The organism is Secundilactobacillus sp. MJ173 (genome assembly GCF_059704265.1).
The window spans coordinates 16,090-36,964 of sequence record NZ_BAAKGN010000066.1 but is presented as its reverse complement, the minus strand read 5'-3'; the positions used below and the strand labels follow the sequence as shown (position 1 = coordinate 36,964).

Sequence of the window (20,875 nt, the reverse complement as noted above, 5' to 3'; positions counted from 1 at the left end):
AAAATAAAAGGCACCTCAAGTGAGATGTCTTTTTCACATACCAGAAGTTCACAGCTACTTAACCCGTTCCCCCTGCACATAAACCTGATCAATATCCGCCTTACTAGTCTGATACATCAACTTTTCAAAGACATTATCAGAAGTCTCTGTCTGAAAATCATTCTGAAGCGAAACTACCTGCATATCCGCCAAATACCCTTCGGCAATCTTCCCAGTCTGCATATGCAAACTCTCAGCACCACCTCGTGTAGCCAAATAAAAGGCAGTTTTCACACTAATTGCGCTATCCGCAACACCACGCTTATCGGCAGGTAGCTGATTATCCACGCCATCTTGTAACATCCGTGATGACATCACCGCTTGCCTCATATTTTGATAGAGACTTGGTGAATAGCCACCGGAAATATCCGTTCCAAGTCCAGTTTTAACATGATGTGCCAACACGCGCTTAACGGGCAAAACCGCATTGCCGAAATACACGTTTGAGATTGGACAGTGTGCCACCGCGACGCCCTGTTTTTCAAATAGTTGATAGTCATGGTCAGTGAGTTTGGTGCCATGCGCCATCACCGCTTTATCCGTCAGCAAACCATAGTGATCCAAAACCTCGGCATCACGCATATGGTAGTGTTCCAAGGCATAGCCACTCTCCCAGTCACTTTCACTGCAATGGGACTGCACGGGCAAATCGTATTTACGAGCTAGTTCACCCAACCCTCTGAGACTATCAGGGGTACAGCTAGGCACGAAGCGCGGTGTGATGACGGGAGTCTGTTTCAAATTCGTGGTTTGATTCAACTCACCCAGCTGCTGGATGAATTGTTCGGTTTGGTCAACCGCAACTTGAGCCGAAGCATCCTGATAATAATCGGGTGTCTGCTCCGGATTATCCATAGCTACCTTGCCGATGAATCCCCGCTGACCATGCTGGATGCAGGCTTTAGCAAGTTCCAAGTTTGCAGCATTATGAATCGTGCCAAAGTAAAGTACGGTAGTGGTCCCATTCGCCAGTAGTTCTTGAACCAGATCATTATAGACCGTTTTGGCGAAGTTGAGGTCTTGATACTTAGCCTCTAATGGGAAGGTGTACGTATCCAACCATTCGTTTAGTGGCCGGTCTAACGCCAGTCCAGCATTGGGCCACTGCGGTGCGTGAACGTGCAGATCAATGAAGCCGGGTAAGACGTATTGATTCGGACGCAACGTGGTTAAGGTATCATTTGCCCGCGCAACTTGTTTGACAGTGGCATAGTCTGAATCACTAGGTTCAATCATGCGGGCGATGTAGCCACTGTCATCTAGACAAATTAATTGCTGTGCTTGGTAAGTAACTTCCGTCTGCGATAAGGGTGAAAAGCTTGCCCCTTCGATAACCTTTGAATAAGAAATGATCATGCACCTCGCTTGGTTGATTTTTATCTTTTACGAACTATAATCTACTATTTAAAAATATCATTCGTGTAATTGATAAATTTATTATACACCAAAAAAGGTATCGAGATTGCACTTGGCCCTGTCAAGTTGACAAATGAAATAATATAAAGTTTTGCGTATCTCTAAGCGGCTTCACTCCAGTATTCATCTGGGGTGAGGCCGTTTCTTTGTGCTGAGCGATTGTGATGGTTGAAGTATTCGATTCCCTTCTCAACCATCCTTACTAGATCCTGATACGTTTTCGGCATTGGCTGGCGTTCCATCCAACGCAATTTAAATTCATTCCACCAACGCTCCATTGGTGCGTTATCGTAAGGCGTTCCTGGTCGAGACATACTTCTGATGATATTGTGACGACTGAGAAAGTTGTTGAAGTAACCGGAAGTGAATGCTGACCCGCGGTCGGTGTGAACCATTGGGTGCACATCTCCAGCGATTTCAAACGCTTGTTGGAAAACTTGAACTTCTGCTGCTGAGGTTTCTGTGGCACTCAAATTGTATGCCAACAGACGACGTCCATAGAGATCAAGTACACCACTAAATCGTATTTTGCTCTCACCATTTACACCGTAGGTTAATTCGGTTGAGTCCGACAGCCAAACTTGGTTGGGGGCTTCAACGTCGAAATTTTGATTGAGGATATTGTCCAAAATATGTTGCTCACTTTCCTTACGACGCTTTCGTTTCTTGACACGAATTTTACAGTAAATGTCCAGTTCTCGCTGTACACGACGGACCATCTTGATGGTGACCGGAAACTTGACTTCATCGTCATGCTGCAGGGCAATGAGTAGGTTATCAGCTCCAATGCCTTGGTGATGAAAGTCGTACCAGTACTGCGTGCGTTTCTTAAGCAACACATCGTGTTGCTCCCAAGTTGTTTCGGTACGGTTCAATCCCTTGTAGTACGCCTGTCGGCTTACACCGATCAACTTTAAGAGTGTGGCAACTGCACCACGTTTACCTTGACTGACCTCTTTGATTGCGAAGTAGGCCAGACGATGCTGTTTGTTCACCCCCTGCGCTGAAGTTCCTGCAATTTTTTTGCGAATGCTTCGATGAGCTCTTTATCAGCTAACTCGGCCTTAAGCCGTCTGATTTCTAAACGGAGACGATCGTTCTCGGTAAGCTCTGATTCACGCTTATGATGCCCACGATTATCTACTAAAGCTTCGTAACCACCATTTTTGGCCTTGAGTACCCAAGAACGGGCCTGTTGATAGGAAACCTGAAAATGTTCCGCTGCCTCGGCATAAGAGTGTCTGTCTTGAATCACATACTCAACTACTTTGATTCGCTCTTCAAACGTTGTCTTTCGACTCATAGTGGGGACCTGCTTTCTTGACGGAGACGCCGTCAAAGTTTTGTCCTCATTATACTTGATAATCCAGTTTTTTAGCTGGGTTTCTGAGCGTAGCCCAAATCGGAAACTTAATTCAACGAGGGTACCTTCACCGTTTTGATAGGCAAGCACTGCCGCTTGCTTAAGCGCCGCAGGGTATTTCTTATTCTTAGTTGCCTCATTGAGACCCTCAAGACCATCTCGATTATATTGCTCCTGCCACCGCGTTAAAGAATGTCGTTCAAGCTTGTGCTGTTTCGAAAATTTTGTGGCAGAGAGACCCGCGTTTTTGAACTGTTCAAGCAGGTCCAGCTTCTCCTGTGCTGTGTACTTAGATCTGGACATACAAAAAATCCCTCCATAGTCATCAGATGAATTATTGTATTTCATCTGACAACCATAAAGGGATTATCGCAGATTTGTCATCACAATCTCGATACCTTTTACATTAGCATTGTATTAAAGATTTTCTTGACCTGGAAGCGGAGGGAGTGGGCTACCTGGTGTAGTAAACCACTTGATGAGATGATTCTTCAGACCTAATTTATCAACACGATCCTTGGTGATTGTCGTGTGGATTTCATCCGACTTACCAGCCAGAATTTTGCCAGCAAATTCCGGTTCAATCAGCGCCTGACGTCCGATAGCCACAATATCACCATAGTCTAGTGCTTTTTCCGCGGTGTCTTTGCCAAAAACATTTGCAACAACGATGGTCTTTACGCGATCACCAACAGTCTTTTTAACTAATTGACCAATACTCTCACTGCCACCCTGAGGTTTTTCATCGTAAGATCTCACAAGAGAGGTGTGAATATAATCAATATCATAGTCAGCGATTTTATCGATGAGCTGCAATGAGTCTTTGATCGTATACCCAGTATTTTCGCCATGAATCTCTTCTGGTGAAACTCGATAACCGATAATAAAGCCATCTTTAACTGCATCTTTAGCAGCATCAACTACCGCTTTGGTAACAGCCAACGGGAAGTTCATCCGTTTCTCTAGACTACCACCCCAGTGATCGGTGCGGTGATTTGAATATGCTGAGAAGAACTGTTGTAACAGATAATGATTGGCACCATGAATCTCGACGCCATCAAAGCCTGCTTCAATTGCCCGGGTTGTTGCCGCGCCAAAGTCAGCGATAATTTGCCGAATTTGTGCATCGGTTAGCTCCTCTGGCGTGTAATCTAACCACGGAAAGTTCATTTTACTTGGTGCATATGAATGCCCATTCAATTTTTGTGCCGTAACTGCCTCCCGACCACCATGATGCAGCTGGAGAATGGCCTTGTTGCCATCTTTTTTCAAGGCGTTAGCTAACTTCTTTAGTCCAGGTAGATTTTCATCACGGTCAGCACCAATTTGTAGATCGTACGCTTTTCCACCTTCACTGACGTATGAAGCACCGGTAATGATCAGCCCTGCAACTTTGGAACGCATCGAGTAGAAGTTTAAAGCATCTTCACCGATATCGCCGTTTTCTTCAGCCTCATTAATCACCATCGGCGACATTGCAGTTCGTGTTTTGATAGTAGCACCATGCTTAAAGACAAGTGGTGTGGTTAATTTGTCATTATTATCTGACATTTCTAAAATCCTCCTAAAAATACAACGTAGTTTTCAGTAAAGTACTTGTGCTTTTTTACACATGTGAGTTCAAAAAAATTTATCTCGGGCTAACTAAGATAAAATCACAACAAACGTAAGCGCTTTACTTACTTTTATACTACTTGCTATAATAAGCTCATTCAATATATGAGACGTCACATAAAAGGAGAACCTGTGATGGCTAATGCCGAAATTAAAGCTCAAACAAAACATCACCTATTAGAAGCCCTATTACACTTACTGAATAATAAACGCCTAAACGATATTTCCGTTAGTGAATTAGTACGCAAGGCAGGTGTCTCGCGATCGGCTTTTTACCGTAATTACCACTACATTGATGAAATTCTGATTGAACACGCCAACAACATCTTTCATGGCTTTTTTCAGAATAAAATCATTAATCAATCACCAGTGAACTGGCAACAGGCTAGCCTATATATCTATAGAGTAATCCGTGAAAATGAATCATTCTTAAGGCAGCTTTTCATTAATGGTAAATCAGAAATCTGGTTTAATGCTTCCGTTTCTGAAGGCGCACCCTTCTACGAAAACAAGCTAGGTCGTCGGGTTCCTGATGAAAAACTCATCTTTTTGACTGGTGGCATTATGGCTCTAGGCCTCGAATGGCTAGATAAGGGCAATAAGCAAAGCATCAATGATGTGGCAAACATCATTAATCCTCAAATACGGGTTATTTTAGGTGATAAAAAGACGTTTGCTTGATTACAGTTGAAACCAAAAAACGGCCACCAGCATAATACTGGCGGTCGTTTTCTGTTAACTTGCCACTCGATTCTGATCGACTATCTTCCAGCCATCAAGCAACTTGTCACTATTTACATACTGTTCCACGACCCACTTTGGGCGCTTAGTAATTTGGGTAACCGTTTGTAGGCTATCCGTCCGGTGTACAATGTGCTCGTCTGGCTTGGTAATAACGTAGCGTTTAGCCACGACCATTGCCCCCTTTGCAAATTCAAGGAAGTTTCACAACACGATATCGTACTCGATCACTTTCAGGATAATCGTAGTGTAACACAACAATATGTGAAAGCAAGCAGACTGCTATGAGAATGTGAGCTAGCCGACTCATGCATCTCTATCCCTGCAGGCGCTACACTACCCACATGTTAATCTTTTCACTCATCTCGATAAGTTTCCCTAAAACAATTGCTGCCAACTATACCCACCACCACTGTTTTGCCGTATAATGTAGCTAAAATCGACAAGACAGAAAGGGGCCGGCATCATGGACGCTCAATCAGAAAAAATTCAACGCAATAAAAATGGTGAACTGTATCTGAAGGTACCCGATGAATTTGTGAAGCAACTTGAACTCAATGAGGGCGATGAGGTTGACCTAGTACCGACTGCGCTTGGTGTCGAACTGCGTAAAGCGGACACGGTTACACCACAATTCTGGGAACCATTTTCACAATCAGTTAACGAATATCAAAAAGCATTGCGCATGATTCAGGGCGATGATGCCGACGAAAATGATGATACATCCGCAAAATAATTAAATTTTACTTTTCAACTTCACCGATTCTATGGTATGATGGTTATTGTTGTGATGGCGGTATTGGTGAAGTTTGGTTAACACACCGGATTGTGGTTCCGGCACGCGTGGGTTCGAGTCCCACATACCGCCCTAAATATAAAAAGTCGTATGATCTGTTGATCATGCGGCTTTTTTCTTACAGACTGTTTATTTTAATCTGGTAATTAGAATATGATATAATAGAATCATAAAAAGAGGCCAGTGCTTGAACACCGACCTCCTGCAGACCGCTTCAAGAGCGGTGGTAAGTTATGGTTAACAGTAAAAGTCACCTTAAACTCGCCAAAGTTTATATAGGGGTGGCTTTTTACTTACGGTCTCTACGGTCGATTAGTACCACCAATGTTGCGAAAGCAATCATCAGTGATAAGGTGTCAAATACTGACACAGTCTAATTCCTTTGTAAATTTCGTAAATCATAGGCATCACTCACTTCCGCGATTGATACCACCACCCATGAAACTCCTGCTGTAACAGTATATCATACGGTATACTGTTTTTTTGTACACCAAATGAATTGAAACATTTTCCATAAATCGTCAAACGAAACAGGTAGCAACACTCTCATTTCAATTAAACAGTTTCCAAACAGTCTTTAATAATTATTGAGCAAATTTTTCTAGCGTTTAAACCCCGACATAACAAGCCTAGTTGCATTTCAATATCCATTATTCATGAATGTACTGTTGACAACGCAACAATGAACTGGTATCTTAGTGCCATCAACATATATTAAAAACTTATGAGAAGAAGGCAATACATATGAGAAAATACGCAATTATCGGGGTCGGACACGTTGGAGCAACAGTCGCTTATACGCTGGTGTGTCAGGGAATTGCTGATGAATTAATCTTAATCGATAAAAATGAAAAAAAGGCACGTGCTGAGCAATTAGACTTACAGGATTCGCAAGCTCGTCTCGATTCTCACACCACAATCAAAATCAACGATTATTCAGAATTAGCTGATACTGATATTTTATTCGTTACTTCTGGTAATATTCATGCCTTGGATCATGCTAGTGGCAACCGTTGGGCTGAGTTCGAATACACCCGTGAAATTGTGCAAGATATCGCACCTAAGATCAAAGCATCCGGCTTTAACGGTGTTTTAATCGACGTGATGAATCCTTGTGACTGTATCACCTACTACCTGCAACAGGCTACCGGCTTACCAGCTAACCGGGTTCTTGGTACCGGGACCTTCTTGGATACCGCTCGGATGCAAAAAGTCGTTGGCGAAAACTTCAACGTTGATGCCAAAAATGTTACTGGCTACACTTTAGGCGAACATGGAGAATCTCAATTCGTCGCTTGGTCTACCGTTTCAGTTAACGGCTTGCCAATTGAAGAATTAGCCGAAGAAAAGGGCCTTGACCTTGAAGACCTTGAAACCCAAGCACGTGGCGGTGGCTGGGCTGTTCACTCAGGCAAAGGTTATACCAGCTATGCCATTGCAACCTGCGCCGTTAAATTAAGCCGTGCCGTTTTGGATGATGCTAACTTGGCTTGCCCTTGCTCATGCTACAGTGACAAGTACAATACCTACGTTGGTCACCCTGCCATCATCGGCAAAAACGGTGTCGTAGAAGCATTACGCCTGCCAATCACTGATGAGGAAGAACAAAAGTTAGCTGAATCAGCCGGCTTCATCCGTGAAAAGTTTGAAACATTGCCTAACGTTAAGCAAGAAGTTTAAACATACTAATTAACTTGGAGTCTAGAGTAAGATAATCATCTTACTTTAGGCTCTTTTTGTTGTGTCTCACTGTTTTCTCTCAACATCATTATAAATTGCTTTTGCCTCTTACATTCAGTACAGTTTAAGTAGCTTACTAGATCATAGAGAAGGTGAGACTTTGACGCTTCCAAAAACAATACAGAATGAATTGACAGGCTTAAATGAACAGAATATTAAGGATGCAGATCAAGACTTCGACCTTTAGATGGGCTGAAGTCTTTTTAGATTCACTTTCTCAAGCTTAGCTGCAGGTTGCCAGCCAGTTCATCTGCTGTGAAGGTGCTGTTTACAGCACGGGACGACATCCGAGGCACGCGGGGCTTTGGCGTGGCTTGGATGCGAGGTGAAAGACCGCTTCTCAGGCTTTCACCGGTCCCCACAGCAATGAACTGGCTGGCGACCGAAAGCGGCAATCATTTCCAAACAAAAAAGGATTTCAAGAGAACTATCCCTCGAAATCCTTCAAATACTAATTTAACGATCAACTAAAATTTGCCATTGACCCTCTTGCTGGTTAACGAACTGGACTTGCCGTTTAGATGGATAAAACGCCATTTCAGATTGTTTAAGTCGCTTAACACCAACTCGAAAATAACTCGCTGCTTGATCATTTCCAACTAAGCGATAAAGCGCGCCCGGCAAGTTTTCAATCAAACAGTTACCGTTGCCATCAGAAGTCACCGTCAATGGCTGACCATCACGATACAGCATCTTGCCATTACGCTTACGCAAGCCAAAAATTTGCCCCGCAACCGGCTGACCAGCCACATCGACACACTGAAATTGAAGCCGAAAGATTCGCCGTTTCAGCATTGAACGGTAAATTTGACGCACAATCAGCCAAAGCACAGCAAGAATGGCAAACATACAGCCAATCAAAATGGCCAGTTGCTGCCATCGCTCAGCCCGTTTAGCATGACTAACATCCTTAGCCACCGCTGACGTATAGGCAACCCGTTTACCCGTAATCAGCAACCGGTGTGAGTTAATCATGTATGGCGTACAAGTCAACAGCGTCGCGATATCTTGACCAGGCTTAATTTTTAGGGTACTCGTTTCAGTTGGTTCAACCACTTGTATCTGAAACACGCGATAGGCTAGATGCTTTCCGTAGATTTTAAAAACGAAAAGGTCGCCTTCTTTGACACGGTTCAAATCAGAGAATAGCCGTCTATCCACTAACCCACGGTGTCCGGCAACCACCGTATGGGTGCCTCGCCCACCCGTTGGCATAGATGACCCCGGCACTACAGCAGACCCGACTTCTAAAGAGGCATCATTCAACGTTTTAAACACCGGTACAGTCAGTGCCAGTTTAGGAACCGTTACTGTACCTAACATATCATGTTTTAAATTAAGGGTCGTTTTCTGACTTAAACCAGCGAACGGATCGCTGTTGGTACCACTAGTTTCACCAGCATTGTCACGCTTCAAATCAGCTAGGCGCTGCTCAGCATTACCCTCATTTTCACGTTGAACTTTTGCCACCCGCTGCTGATCCAGCAAATCGTTCAGTGACCCAATGTAAAAGGGGTACAGTGCAACGGCCACACCCACCATCAGCAGTAAACTGCCAATGAGGTGTGTCACAGTAAACCGTGATTTCCGCGGCTTTGATTTAGGCACAGCTATTCTCCCCCCTTTTAACTAAAGTGACTGTTTAAATTTCTTCGTGACGTTTGCTACGTTTAAGGAAGAAGATCCCTGCAGCAATGATAACTGCACCAACGAGCATGATCACGTAGATTCCCATGCCACCGGTGTGCGGTAAAACACCCTCCGCAGCATTGGCGATCTTGATAACGTGACTGTCATCGTAAGAATCCTTGTCCACCTTAAATGTTTGTGGCTCAGTTAATAGCGCATGGCCCTTTGGCGCTTTTACTTCGGTCAATGAATAGTCGCCGAAGCCTAGTCCTGTAACTTCGAAATCACCGTTTTCACCTGAAGTAAGCACAACTGCGGTCTTCTCTAGCGCTGCAGGATCATAGCTTTCAGCATCGAAATTAGCTGGCAGCTCTTTCCATTCGTAGCCCTCACCCGTATCCGTCAGGTATTTTTTGCCATCTTTGCTAGTGACTAAGAACTCTGCACCCTTTAACCCATTACCAGTATCAGCATCCGTCTTTTCGAACTTAGCACCACCCGTTGTGATTGGAGTAGTCCCATTGACTTGAGGCTGGTTATTTAGGGCAATATGGTTGTTAATGGCTGTCTCTGGTGTCAGGATTTTATTAACCGTTGCGTTATAAGTGATCAAGATTGTTTTACCCGCATAGTCAGCGAGTTTGGATGGATCAAAATGAATCGTAAACTTCGACGAACCAGCAGGAGCTGGCGTAAACTTCCAACCTGGCACAGTTTCATCAGACTGCTCGCCATGAATCAAAATACTACCGGTATCAATTTTCAAACCGTCATCCGGAGTATCAGTAACCGCGAATTTATCCAAGGACGTAATATCTGCTGGTACGACGATACTTACCGTGTAACTTACTTTATCCCCATACCCTAAAACAGCATCCGTCACGCTAGAATCCTTTTTATCAGTAATCTTGTCGAGACTATCGAGATCATTTAAATCCTTAGTCAACATCTTTTTAGTCTGGTTTTTAGGATAGATGTGCAACGGGTTGTCTTTGGTGCTTGCTTGATTCAATGGCATCACCAAAACGATTGGGTCAGCGGTCTTCACAACTGACTGGTTAGTATTGGTCTCTTCGGAAATCGATTTGGTTTCGCGAATCAAGTACACCGCATTCTTACCAGTTGCATGGGTACTTTTCACTGGTAACGCAAAGTCAGCTATTCCCTTAACGTTAGTGATTTGAGAATCACCGAGTTGATACCCAGCAGCTGCAGCCTTAACAGCATTATCCTGAATCAACTTTTGACGTTCAGTTGAAGGACCCGATAGGTGCTGATAACTGTTGGTGACGTCATAAACGGTAAACTCAACCCCGTTTAATGGTTTCCCACCCTGAAGTTGATCACCAGATAATTCTTTACCTAATAAATCACCGCTACCTGGTAAATCTGGTAGTGTCTTATCTGAACCAAAAACCAACTTGTGTAGTCGAATATATGCCGTTTCATTGCTAGCGGCCTTAGCGCTGGGCGTACTTAACCCAGTAAACGCCAATGGTAATACCAATAATAGTGCCACAAAAATATGTTTTAATTTATTCATCTTACTCTAACGCTCCTTCTTGGAAGTGTATGTGTGCCTGTAGTGACGTAGCAACCCTGTTGCGGCCAGAATAATCAACCCGCCCACAACAGCAAACATTGTTCGTTCTTCATTCGTTTGCGGCAGCCAAAACGGTTGGTGCCGTTTCGATGACCGCGCTCGTTTATCGTGCTTCGAAATAATAGCTTTCCCGTTATTAGTCCCATCAGTGACGCCTTGACCACCCGTTTCAGAGCTGCCAGTGGTCAACTGTTGTGGATTGTAGACTCGAAGCGACTTTTGTGTGGCAACCGTTTCCGGTACGTGACCAGCTACTAACGGCTCAAGGACAGTCCCCTGCACCAGAATCTTTCCACTAGTCGGGATATGCACGCTAACGTGTTCTGCTGCCTGACTAATTTCGTACCCCTTTGGCGCCGCTATCTCACGGAATTCATAATCCCCAGGCGACAGTACCGATCCATCATAGCGGACCAGCCCCTCTTTATCCGACGTAAACTGCTGGATAGTCGGATCATTCCTAACACTGCTCCAACCACCATGTTGAGTTAGGTACAGCGACTGCCCGGCAACCTGCTGGGTCAAGACAAATCGCGCGCCAGCTAAGGGAGGTGTCGCCCCATTATTTTTGGTCCCATACTTGTAAAAATAGGGTTTCTCAGTAACAGTGGTCCCTTTTGCCTCCAATATGCCCATCTGATCCGTCACTTTTAGTGCTAGCGGTTGAACCCAGCTCTGCGATATAAACGGCTGCAGCTTGGTGCTCTGTACCAGCAAATAAGCTTGTCCAGCCCGTCCCCTAAACTTAACCTCCGCCTGTCCGCTAACGGATGTCAATGCCTTCAGATGATTCTGCCTGACATATTGATTCATCGCCATGGGCGGCTTTCCAGCTAGTTGTTGCTGTAATGCGTGCCAATCAGATGTACGCCGAACCTGACTACCAAGCTGATAAACCTTCAACGTTACCCGTTGATCAGTTGCCCGAACATCTTCAGGTAGCTGGACTCTCACCGATACCGCCGCAAAACCAGTCCGCGGTTGACCGACCGTTAGCCCAAAACCTGTTATTAACAACATCAAGCAACTTAGCATCAGTAACCGCCATTGCTTCATTTACCACCACCTGCCCCTCACTCAAATGCCAACAAATTACCCAGAAACAACGAGATAAATTTCCAAATCCCCTGAACGTAAGTGACGAAAATAGTGAGATAAAAAATTAATGAGTTTTACCAGAACTTACCAAACTTATATGTTATATTTCTAATAAAGCCTGATAATATCAAGTAAAGCCCCGATAATTTAATTAGAGCTAGATAAAAGCGCTCTCATTTTAGTGGCGAAAATGCGTATTAAATATGCATTATTCATTACCAATATTAATTTTCTCTAACGATTCTCTCACTAAAAAGCCTATTTAATGGGATTTGTTTCATCTCAAGCTTAAATACTACTATATGATAATATGCATTTCAATAACTTTTTTGCATTAAAATGCGTATGCAGTAATTTGCTAGATGTTTCGCCTTGAATTGAGTTTTGATTCGAAATTAAGTTCCTTTTTGGGAGTATGACGCGAGATTCTCATCGTAGCCGAAGGACGCTGGTGGATTCATCTGCTGTGACGGTGCTGTTAGGGCGGATGCCCTTACAGCATCGGACGACATCCGAGACGCGCGGTTTGGGCGTGGCTTGGGTGCGAGGTGAAAGACCGCTTCTCAGGCTTTCACCGGTCCCTGCAGCAATGAATCCACCAGCAGCCGAAGGCGACATAAATATCGCACACATCAAAAAGAGCCTTAGGAAAGCTATCCTAAGACTCACAATCAATATTCTATTGGCCAATCCCTGTCCGACTAAAGTCTGACAGGATACGACGCGTAAAGTTTTGCGCTTTAATTTTCAGGAAAAATCCTAGCATGAAGACCCCGATAAACATCAGAATCAACACGATGGCGTCAATGAAGACCGTCTGCATGTTTGGTCCCCCAACCGCTTCACGGAAACCGCCAACACTGTAAGCAAACGGTGCGAAGCGGTAAGCAAAGCGATAGAACGCTGGATCAAGCTGGACGGGGTACAACGCCCCAGAACCAGCCAGTTGAACCGCCACCAAGAAGATGACGATGGCCTTCCCGAGATTGCCAAACGTCGCGGCTAGCCCGTAGACGATCCCTGTGAACAGTAGCGACGAAAGCACCCCGAAAAGCAGCATGATAAAGACGCTTTCTACTTGAACGCGGAGTAAAATAATCGAACTGAAAATGATGATCATGGTCTGAATCATTGATAACGTCCCAAAGGTCAGCATCTTGCCACAGAACTCTTCGTGAACGGTCATGTTATGGAACCGCCGCTTTTCACGGGGAATCGTAGTGTGCAGAATCATCACCAGCATGGTACAACCAATCCAGATCGACAAGGTAATGTAAGTCGGTAAGAAGGCTGCCCCAAAGGTTCCCACGCGGTAAATACTTTGATCCTTAACGTTGAATAAGGACACTAACGTATTGCCCATGGTCTTGGGGTTATTCTGTAAGACCGTGATGATGCTGACAATATCATCATTGCTGGTCAGTTTTAACTGGTTAGCGATGTTTTGAATATCATCTTGATACGTGGTCAATTTGCTTTCCAGATTAGAGCTGCTTTGTGCAATCAGCTGGTTACCCTCAATCGCATTATTCAGGTAATCTTCATTGATCCCCTTAGCCTGTTTCAGTTCGCTAAGAATCGACTGCGACTTCGAGACCGCTGAGATGAGGCTACCGCTAATGCTGTCTAAATGTGTTTTGACGGAGCGGTTATACTGACCAAGCGCTGAGTTCATCCCCACTGTGATCCGGTGAGTATTGTCGGCTGCACTAGCGATTTCACCCGAAGTCAGCCGCCCTTGACTAGCCAACGTGGACTTCAGTGACTGCAGCTGAGACTTTTCAGTGTTCAGCAAGGACACTACATTGCCCAGGCTATCGTCCAATCCGCTAATGGCCGACAAATGAGATTGCCCATTAATGCTCTTAAGGAATGACTGCAACGGTGTCACCTGTCCCTTTAACAGATTGACCTGAGAAATGGCACGGTTCAGCATATCATTGACGGCACTTTTGTTGGTGGAACTGGCTGACCGATTTAACTGTTTCACAATACTATTCAAACGGTTAGCACTTGCCGATGCACTATTGAGGTTAGTGTCCAGGCTGTTGAAGGCCTTATCGACAGACCCTTGGACGCTGTGCAGAGATGACATCGTCGCTGAGTTACTCTGCTGGAGCACATCCACGTTTTGTGAAGCGGTCATCACGGGTTTCAACCCCGTCAAAATTGCTTCCATATTAGTGGACGTATGGTTCACTTCTCCCAGCGCGCCAGTGGCAAGATCCATGGAGTCGCTTAACGCGATGATCCAATCCTTCAGTTCCAAAATCTGTCCCTGCTGACTCTTAGCCTTGTCTCCCAGCACGTTTAGTTTAGAAAATAGGGTCGTGTTGACAGTTTGCAGAAAATTAGTCTGAACTTGATTGACCAGCGTTTTAGCGGCCGTTTCAGTAATCTTGCCACCCATGGGCGCATCTCGGCTATTCGCCTTATAAATCAGCTTTGCCCGGTGTGGGTCATCCCCTGCGATACTGGACAACGACTTCGAGAAATTACTTGGAATGATAATTTCCGCGTAGTAGCTGCCCTCTTTGAGCTTGGTATCAGCTTTTTTGGCCGAGGCAAACTGCCAGTTCAGCTGATGATCATTTTTCAGTGTCTGCACCACGGTGTCGCCAACGTTCAGCTTCTGTCCCGCCATATTAGCACCAGTATCGTGGTTAACAACGGCCACCGGAATATTTTTAATTTCAGAAACGTCATACGGGTTCCAGACGGCCCGGACGTTGATCAGTGTGTAAAGACTGGGCATGATGCACAGCGCCAATATTGTAACCATTACAAGTGGCGATGAGATCATGGCCTTCAAATCACGCTGATAGATTGCTTTGATGTTTTCCATTTAAACCATCCTTCTGTTGACTACGCTTCGGCCAAATGGAACTTGGCATACTGTTACTAATTTTAGGGGACAAACTGGCTGATTTCAAGCACTGGTAGAATGATACTGAACACCCCTACAGTTTTAAGAAACAATACATTCTACCTTAAATTGTACTAAAATATAGGAGAATAAGCGACAGGTGAACGGATTCGTTTTTTACCTTTTTGACTTTTCAAGTAGTTGTTTCATTTCGTTTACAGGATTTTAGCCGATTTGATGTTATACTATTTTCAAATTAAACGTTTGCTGACAACTGTCAGATAAGTCGTTTAAACGGTTATAAACCGGTATTAATTATATTTATATAAGGAGTCCACTTAAAATGAAGAAACCTTTTTTGATCATCGCATTATTTGCTGGTTTGTTTACTGCTTTCGGTGTTAGCACACCGGCAGCTGCCAAGAGCAAAGGTGCCAAGGTGATCTCATCACGATCTATTTCAAAGAAACCCTATCACGCTGTTAGCGGCTACCTTTATACCAGCACCAGTCTGACGAAAAAGGCTCACAACGCCGACAACTATCCTTTCACTCTGTTCTATACCTATAAATCTGACACTGTGCGGAAAGCCAATGGCAATAAAGCCGTTTACTACTACGTTAAAAACGGTAACGGTAAGGTTAAGGGCTGGATTTGGCGTGGTCACCTAGTTCGCGTTGTCGATACTCAAAAACAGTTGAGTCAGCTAAACGAACTAGTCGATTTGATTGATTCTACATCCACTAAGACCCACGACCAGATTGTTTCACTGCTGAACGCGGTCAACAACAATACCACGCTGCCAACTTTGATCAATCAATTAACCAACTTACAGAACAGCCTTAACAACAGCTCGGATATTGCTAAACTCGGTCAGATCATCACACTGATTCAAAGTGATGTTTCTAACGGCATCAACAACTTATACAACACCACGCAAATTTTGCATAATGCAAACACAGCTTTAACAACATTCATTAACGGCTTGCTGCCTCAAATCAAAGGATAGTGAACCAAAAAGAGACTCTGATGTGGTCCTATTAAAGGATTTTATCAGGGTCTCCTTATGCGCTTTGCCGGATTTCAGCGAGGCGTACGACTAAGAACTTGTATTTATCACACTAACTACCGGAGGACAATATGCGTAACGTTTTCAACCTGATTAAAAAAGACTTTTATAACATCTTTCATACTCGGTCGATTTGGGTGACCTTACTGGCATTTGCCCTTATTCCAATGCTGTACGCGGTCCTCAACATTCAGGTGTCGTGGAACCCGTACTCGCCGGAGAACACCAGCCGGTTGAAAATTGCGGTGGTGAACAACGATGAGGGCGCTTCGCTGAAGAGTAAACCGTTCAATGTTGGTAACCAAGTGATCAAGCAACTGCACAAAAACCACGATATTCACTGGGTATTCACCAACGACTGGTCGGCTAATAACGGTCTGGAAAATGGTAAATACTACGCTATGATCGAAATTCCTGACGACTTTTCATCTAAATTAACCACCTTTGTCACGTCTAACCCGCAAAAACCAGCCATCATTTATAAATCAAACGAAAAGTTAAATCCCGCAGCCACCAAGATTATTGGACAAGCGGAAAACAGTTTGACCGATAACATCCGTCAGAGCTTCATCAAAACGGCCAGTAAGGAAGCCCTTCAAACTGCCAATAAAGCCGGCGCAACCCTTGCCACTAAAAAGCCGGAGATCCTGCAGATCAGCTCATCTTTGACCGATGCTATTAGCACGATCAATAAGACGGAAAAGACACTTAACGATGTCAACCAGACCAACCAGAAGACCCGGGCTGCACTGCAAACCATGAAGTCGGACTTACCAAAGATTTCCTCGCAAATTGACGACCTGCAGTCCGTAGTTAATAACACTAAAGCTATCAACAACGCCACTCAGCAGTTAAACCAGTCTCTGCAATCCAATTTAGGCAGTGGTATCAATAGTCTACAAACTCAAGGTACCCGGCTGCAGAACAACTTTAACGGCCTACCATCTGGTCATCTTTCTTCAACCACGTTAAAGAGCACAACGAGTTCTGCTACTTCTCTATTAAATGGGATTAATGATAGTTTGAGCGACACCTTGCGTATCTTGGACATCGTCAATAACTTCGTGCCTAATAACCGGACTAACGCGCTGATTAGCTCCGTTGCGAAAGCGAAGCAAAGTGTTGACCATCAAAAATCCCTGGTTAGTCAGCTTCGAAACACGCATTCCACTTCGAAACAACAGTCGCTGATCAAAGAACTGCAGGCGGCCTCCAATACGTTAAACACTGCGTTGGATACCGCTTATACGAACTTCAATGCCACTACTAGTCCTGCGTTAAACAGTTTGAACAACTCGCTTAATGATAATTTAAACGGCAACAGCCAAGTTGTTCAGTCCATGCGTTCAGTGATCCCCGAACTTCGAGCAATGGCTGATGCCGGGTCCATCACTGCTTCTCAAACCAGTGACATCAACTCCCGTTTAGATAAAATCAAGGGCACCTTGCAGACGCTGGATAAACAGATGAGCTTTTTAAATGGAAAGAACCTGGACACCTTAATCAAGCTGTTAGGCACGGATCCAAGTCTCTCATCAATCCTCTCGTCACCGATTAAGCTGCAAACCAAAGAAGTTTATCCGATGAAGAACTTCGGCTGGCAGGTTACTCCGTTCTACACCGTCTTGGCACTATGGGTGGGCATGCTCCTAATGTCCACTATCCTAGCATGGGAGTATATCTTGCCAGAGAGCAAGAATGGTCTGCAGCGACCAAATCATTTACAATCTTACCTTGGCAAATTACCGCTGTATCTAGGAATGGGCTTCGCGCAAGCCACCTTCGCTTGGATGGGTGAAATCATCCTGGGAGTCAGACCAGTACACTGGTTCTTGTTCCTACTGGCGTTCTACGTTGCCAGCTTTACCTTCGCCATTATCATGTTCAACCTGGTCTTTATGCTGGGGAATGCCGGCAAGGTGGTGATCGTCCTAATGATGCTGATTCAGCTGTTCGGAACTGGCGGCATGTATCCCCTGGAGGTCGTGCCAAAAGATTTGGCGGCGTTGGGGCCGTTCATGCCGTTCACGTATGCCATGCAACTCTTTAGGGAGGTTATGACCACGCCAAATTGGGGTGTAATTGGCCATGATCTGCTGTTCTTGTTCTTCTTCATCTTGTTCTTCACGCTCATCATGCCGTTGAGGCGACTGTTCGAAAAGTTGGTCTATCGGATGGAAAGTGATATGGAGAAGTCAAGATTGTAGAGTGTGGAAGCAGGCGTTTAGGGACTGAAATCTAAGGTGCAGGCGACGGAAATCCCGGGTTTGGATTTCTGTTGGCTGTGACTTAGATGCAAGTCCCTGCCTGCTGAAACACGTTTCGACTATTGAAAAACAAAGCGCAAAACCAGAGAGTATAAATCCCGAACTTGGATTTGTGCCAGAAGTGACTTACATGCAGCTCTCTGCCTGCTGGAGCACGTTTTCGCTATTGAAATACAAAAAACCTCACAACCAGCAAACAATAACTCTGCTGGTTGTGAGGTTTTATTATGCTTAAAACAATATTAGCGGTTCTTCAGTTGCAGTAACAGCGGTCGAAATTGATTGATGAAACTATGAATATCTTCGATCTCTTCGGCGCTTAAATTAGAATCTAATTCGTTTTCATTCAAATTCAGGACCCCCATTCACCACACGTGAACACACTACACTTTAACGTCTCTAAACATTTCGCTTATTAAACACGTAATAGCCAATACCCAAGAAAATCGCGATATAAATGACATTTCCTAGTAACATTTGCCAACCCTGCATTCTCAACAGTGGCTGGTAATAACCAGGGTGTGACAGCATGCTTGGATACAAGGTCATGGTCACCGGATTCCACTTGGCCCAATCCCACTTTTGAATCAAAATCGTCAACAGTTGGGTCACAATGTTAGAAGCAAAGTAACCAATAATCCCGATTGACACAGCTGCTGCAGAGTTTCTAAATAAGTTTGCTAACAAGAAGACAACACTCAATAATAGCCATAAACTCACAAAACTAGCTGCAGAAATTGCCAGCCCCCGGGTAAAGATGGACATCCCATCACCAGCACCCTGATGAATACTCAGCGTATGCCGGAAAAGTAATGCTTTCATCAGTAGCGCAACCCCGGTACTCATCACGTACCAGTAAAGGGTATAAAGAAAAACTGCTAGCCATTTACTAACCAGAACCTGTCCTCTGGAGTAACGCCGATAAAGCACTTGTTTCATCGTTCCGTATTGAAACTCCATAGTGATGATTGTCGCCGTTGCTGCAATCATATAAAAGTTAATGATTGGCCGCGAAAAATAAAGCGACTCAAACATATTGGCCGGAACAAAGGTCTGCGGGTATATCCGGGATAAAAAGGCAAATACAATCTCAATACCAACTAAGAATCCCGTACTGATCCAAGTACTAACTCTTCTGGTTAATTTAAAACTTTCCTGTCTGACTAAAGTCCACACTGTTCTCGCACCCCCTATTCTGCCTCTTCTTCGGCTAATCTTTTCTGGATTCGACTCTGTTTCAAAACTTCCAGCAAGGAACTTTCGAGGTTTCCTTCAAGGCGAGTCACATCTAGAATATCTACGCCACCTTCAACAAGCAGCCGCAGCACTTCCGGCATCGTGTTATCATCCGTAGCCACCACTTCCACTCGTGGATCAGGCGTGGTTTTAAACCTAGCCTTCTTCAGCAACTGACGGGCTTTCTTATCATCGCTGGTCATCAACATAATGGTCTGTTTGCCCTGCGAAGCTAATAGTTCATGCATGGTCGTCTGTTGCACGATTCGCCCTTCATCAATAATTAACAGATCTTGGGCCAACCGCTGCAGTTCACTCAAAATATGCGATGAAATCAGAAAGGTTGTGCCATGTTGAGATTCAGAAATAATCAAATCACGTAATTCCTTGGTCGCTTCTGGATCCAAACCATTCATGGGTTCGTCAAGAATGACTAATTCGGGGAAATTAACCAACGCCAGCGCAATGCCTAATTTCTGCTTCATGCCTAACGAATACCCTTTAGCCTTCCGTTTAATAAAACTATCCATATTCAATTGAGAAATAATTTTTTGAATGTGAATCAATTGATGATCACCATCCGCAAATAACTGAAGGTGATCCCAACCTGTTAAGAAAGGATAAATTCCAGGATATTCGATCAGTGCACCAACCTTAGAAAGCGATTCATGTTTCTGCGGTGTTACCGTCTCTCCTGCAATCTTGATACTGCCAGAGTCATAATTAAACAGGCCCAGCATGGTTTTCATCAGGGTCGATTTCCCGGCACCGTTTGGACCAACAAGCCCCACGATGTGTCCCGGTTTCAAGTCAAACGAAACATCGTGCAGTACGTGCTTATTGCCAAAACTTTTATTTAAATTCTGCACGGATAAAATACTGCTCATCTTTGCCTCCATACTAATAGTGGTTTACTGGTATTTAATCATAGTTTAAGGGGTCGGGGCAAGTGTGCTACCCGTTTCAATCGCCAACCCAATACTAAGTTTAACGAATTACAGGTCGTTATGGTATTAAATACGCAAATCGTAAGAAATTTCTAAGCCGAGGGAAAATTGTTTAACTAAAATCCATTTTTAAGTTACGTTTAAGCTCATCACAGTATATTAATCCTTGTACCACTGAAACGATCTCCCCTGATCGTTCCATTTTCCCTAAAAAACACTTTCTTTTGAAAGCAGTAGCTGTCACATTCCCTTGCGACAGTTACATTCCCCTCGTTTCAGGTTACATCCCCTGCGACCTGAAACATTTCTAAATCCTTCTACCTATTCTCCCAAATAGCAAAGGACAACAACGACGTAACGTACATCCCCTGTCGTTACGTAAATTACCCGCAGACTTTAGAGCTGCGGGTTTTTATTTGTTTAAAATACTTTGCAGGCACCATTTTGCTAC

17 protein-coding genes and 1 tRNA gene are annotated in these 20,875 nt (G+C 44.3%); 6 read left to right on the top strand and 12 right to left on the bottom strand.

All coding sequences use genetic code 11. From position 1 onward, the window contains the following. Positions 1-54: 54 nt before the first annotated feature. The 4 genes from guaD to AC6H04_RS10620 all read right to left on the bottom strand — a co-directional run bounded on the left by guaD (position 55) and on the right by AC6H04_RS10620 (position 4,369). Positions 55-1,395, bottom strand: a complete 1,341-nt coding sequence (gene guaD, locus AC6H04_RS10635; RefSeq protein ID WP_497571643.1) for a guanine deaminase — start codon at positions 1,393-1,395, stop codon at positions 55-57. Between the two features lie 161 nt (positions 1,396-1,556). Beyond that, positions 1,557-2,450, bottom strand: coding sequence for an IS3 family transposase (locus AC6H04_RS10630; protein WP_497571642.1), 894 nt, complete (start codon positions 2,448-2,450; stop codon positions 1,557-1,559). Next, positions 2,447-3,121, bottom strand: coding sequence for a transposase (locus AC6H04_RS10625; RefSeq protein ID WP_497571641.1), 675 nt, complete (start codon positions 3,119-3,121; stop codon positions 2,447-2,449). Before AC6H04_RS10625 ends, AC6H04_RS10630 begins: the two co-directional genes overlap by 4 nt. Positions 3,122-3,235: 114 nt before the next feature. Further along, a complete protein-coding gene (locus AC6H04_RS10620; RefSeq protein WP_497571640.1) occupies positions 3,236-4,369 on the bottom strand; it encodes an NADH-dependent flavin oxidoreductase in 1,134 nt (377 codons plus the stop codon). A gap of 198 nt (positions 4,370-4,567) precedes the next feature. Between AC6H04_RS10620 and AC6H04_RS10615 the strand changes: the two genes are divergently transcribed. Then, the gene (locus tag AC6H04_RS10615) at positions 4,568-5,113 is read left to right on the top strand and encodes a hypothetical protein (protein ID WP_497571639.1); all 546 of its coding nucleotides are present in this window, start codon (positions 4,568-4,570) and stop codon (positions 5,111-5,113) included. 54 nt (positions 5,114-5,167) lie between these two features. Here the strand turns inward: AC6H04_RS10615 and AC6H04_RS10610 are convergent, their stop codons facing one another. Next, a complete protein-coding gene (locus tag AC6H04_RS10610; RefSeq protein WP_168924590.1) occupies positions 5,168-5,344 on the bottom strand; it encodes a hypothetical protein in 177 nt (58 codons plus the stop codon). Positions 5,345-5,639: 295 nt separating this feature from the next. Between AC6H04_RS10610 and AC6H04_RS10605 the strand changes: the two genes are divergently transcribed. Further along, positions 5,640-5,909: a hypothetical protein gene (locus tag AC6H04_RS10605; protein ID WP_497571638.1), complete on the top strand. Its 270-nt coding sequence runs from the start codon at positions 5,640-5,642 to the stop codon at positions 5,907-5,909. 57 nt (positions 5,910-5,966) lie between these two features. Then, a tRNA-His gene (locus tag AC6H04_RS10600) sits at positions 5,967-6,041 on the top strand. 217 nt (positions 6,042-6,258) lie between these two features. Here the strand turns inward: AC6H04_RS10600 and AC6H04_RS10595 are convergent. Next, positions 6,259-6,339 (bottom strand): putative holin-like toxin, encoded by an 81-nt coding sequence (locus AC6H04_RS10595; protein ID WP_497571657.1) that lies wholly within the window; start codon positions 6,337-6,339, stop codon positions 6,259-6,261. A gap of 374 nt (positions 6,340-6,713) precedes the next feature. Between AC6H04_RS10595 and AC6H04_RS10590 the strand changes: the two genes are divergently transcribed. Then, a complete protein-coding gene (locus tag AC6H04_RS10590) occupies positions 6,714-7,649 on the top strand; it encodes an L-lactate dehydrogenase (protein ID WP_497571637.1) in 936 nt (311 codons plus the stop codon). Positions 7,650-8,165: 516 nt separating this feature from the next. Here the strand turns inward: AC6H04_RS10590 and AC6H04_RS10585 are convergent. The 4 genes from AC6H04_RS10585 to AC6H04_RS10570 form a co-directional block, all read right to left on the bottom strand. Next, positions 8,166-9,317: a class C sortase gene (locus tag AC6H04_RS10585; protein WP_497571636.1), complete on the bottom strand. Its 1,152-nt coding sequence runs from the start codon at positions 9,315-9,317 to the stop codon at positions 8,166-8,168. Between the two features lie 34 nt (positions 9,318-9,351). Then, positions 9,352-10,881, bottom strand: a complete 1,530-nt coding sequence (locus AC6H04_RS10580) for a SpaH/EbpB family LPXTG-anchored major pilin (protein WP_497571635.1) — start codon at positions 10,879-10,881, stop codon at positions 9,352-9,354. 6 nt (positions 10,882-10,887) lie between these two features. Next, positions 10,888-11,997, bottom strand: a complete 1,110-nt coding sequence (locus AC6H04_RS10575; protein ID WP_497571634.1) for a SpaA isopeptide-forming pilin-related protein — start codon at positions 11,995-11,997, stop codon at positions 10,888-10,890. Between the two features lie 721 nt (positions 11,998-12,718). Then, positions 12,719-14,884, bottom strand: coding sequence for a YhgE/Pip domain-containing protein (locus AC6H04_RS10570; RefSeq protein ID WP_497571633.1), 2,166 nt, complete (start codon positions 14,882-14,884; stop codon positions 12,719-12,721). A gap of 364 nt (positions 14,885-15,248) precedes the next feature. Between AC6H04_RS10570 and AC6H04_RS10565 the strand changes: the two genes are divergently transcribed. Continuing rightward, on the top strand, positions 15,249-15,914 hold the full coding sequence (locus AC6H04_RS10565) for a D-alanyl-D-alanine carboxypeptidase (protein ID WP_497571632.1): 666 nt from the start codon (positions 15,249-15,251) through the stop codon (positions 15,912-15,914). A 131-nt stretch (positions 15,915-16,045) separates the two neighbouring features. Beyond that, positions 16,046-18,181, top strand: coding sequence for a YhgE/Pip family protein (locus AC6H04_RS10560; RefSeq protein WP_497571631.1), 2,136 nt, complete (start codon positions 16,046-16,048; stop codon positions 18,179-18,181). 459 nt (positions 18,182-18,640) lie between these two features. Here the strand turns inward: AC6H04_RS10560 and AC6H04_RS10555 are convergent, their stop codons facing one another. Beyond that, positions 18,641-19,417, bottom strand: coding sequence for a DUF2705 family protein (locus AC6H04_RS10555; RefSeq protein ID WP_497571630.1), 777 nt, complete (start codon positions 19,415-19,417; stop codon positions 18,641-18,643). Positions 19,418-19,431: 14 nt separating this feature from the next. Then, positions 19,432-20,364, bottom strand: a complete 933-nt coding sequence (locus AC6H04_RS10550) for an ABC transporter ATP-binding protein (RefSeq protein WP_098824499.1) — start codon at positions 20,362-20,364, stop codon at positions 19,432-19,434. Positions 20,365-20,875 lie beyond the last annotated feature (511 nt).

What these genes read in the sequence shown, in the direction of transcription:
- guaD (WP_497571643.1), bottom strand. Translation starts at nt 1,395, where the DNA reads ATGATCATTTCTTATTCAAAGGTTATCGAAGGGGCAAGCTTTTCACCC.
- AC6H04_RS10625 (WP_497571641.1), bottom strand. Translation starts at nt 3,121, where the DNA reads ATGTCCAGATCTAAGTACACAGCACAGGAGAAGCTGGACCTGCTTGAA.
- AC6H04_RS10620 (WP_497571640.1), bottom strand. Translation starts at nt 4,369, where the DNA reads ATGTCAGATAATAATGACAAATTAACCACACCACTTGTCTTTAAGCAT.
- AC6H04_RS10615 (WP_497571639.1), top strand. Translation starts at nt 4,568, where the DNA reads ATGGCTAATGCCGAAATTAAAGCTCAAACAAAACATCACCTATTAGAA.
- AC6H04_RS10605 (WP_497571638.1), top strand. Translation starts at nt 5,640, where the DNA reads ATGGACGCTCAATCAGAAAAAATTCAACGCAATAAAAATGGTGAACTG.
- AC6H04_RS10590 (WP_497571637.1), top strand. Translation starts at nt 6,714, where the DNA reads ATGAGAAAATACGCAATTATCGGGGTCGGACACGTTGGAGCAACAGTC.
- AC6H04_RS10580 (WP_497571635.1), bottom strand. Translation starts at nt 10,881, where the DNA reads ATGAATAAATTAAAACATATTTTTGTGGCACTATTATTGGTATTACCA.
- AC6H04_RS10575 (WP_497571634.1), bottom strand. Translation starts at nt 11,997, where the DNA reads ATGAAGCAATGGCGGTTACTGATGCTAAGTTGCTTGATGTTGTTAATA.
- AC6H04_RS10570 (WP_497571633.1), bottom strand. Translation starts at nt 14,884, where the DNA reads ATGGAAAACATCAAAGCAATCTATCAGCGTGATTTGAAGGCCATGATC.
- AC6H04_RS10565 (WP_497571632.1), top strand. Translation starts at nt 15,249, where the DNA reads ATGAAGAAACCTTTTTTGATCATCGCATTATTTGCTGGTTTGTTTACT.
- AC6H04_RS10560 (WP_497571631.1), top strand. Translation starts at nt 16,046, where the DNA reads ATGCGTAACGTTTTCAACCTGATTAAAAAAGACTTTTATAACATCTTT.
- AC6H04_RS10550 (WP_098824499.1), bottom strand. Translation starts at nt 20,364, where the DNA reads ATGAGCAGTATTTTATCCGTGCAGAATTTAAATAAAAGTTTTGGCAAT.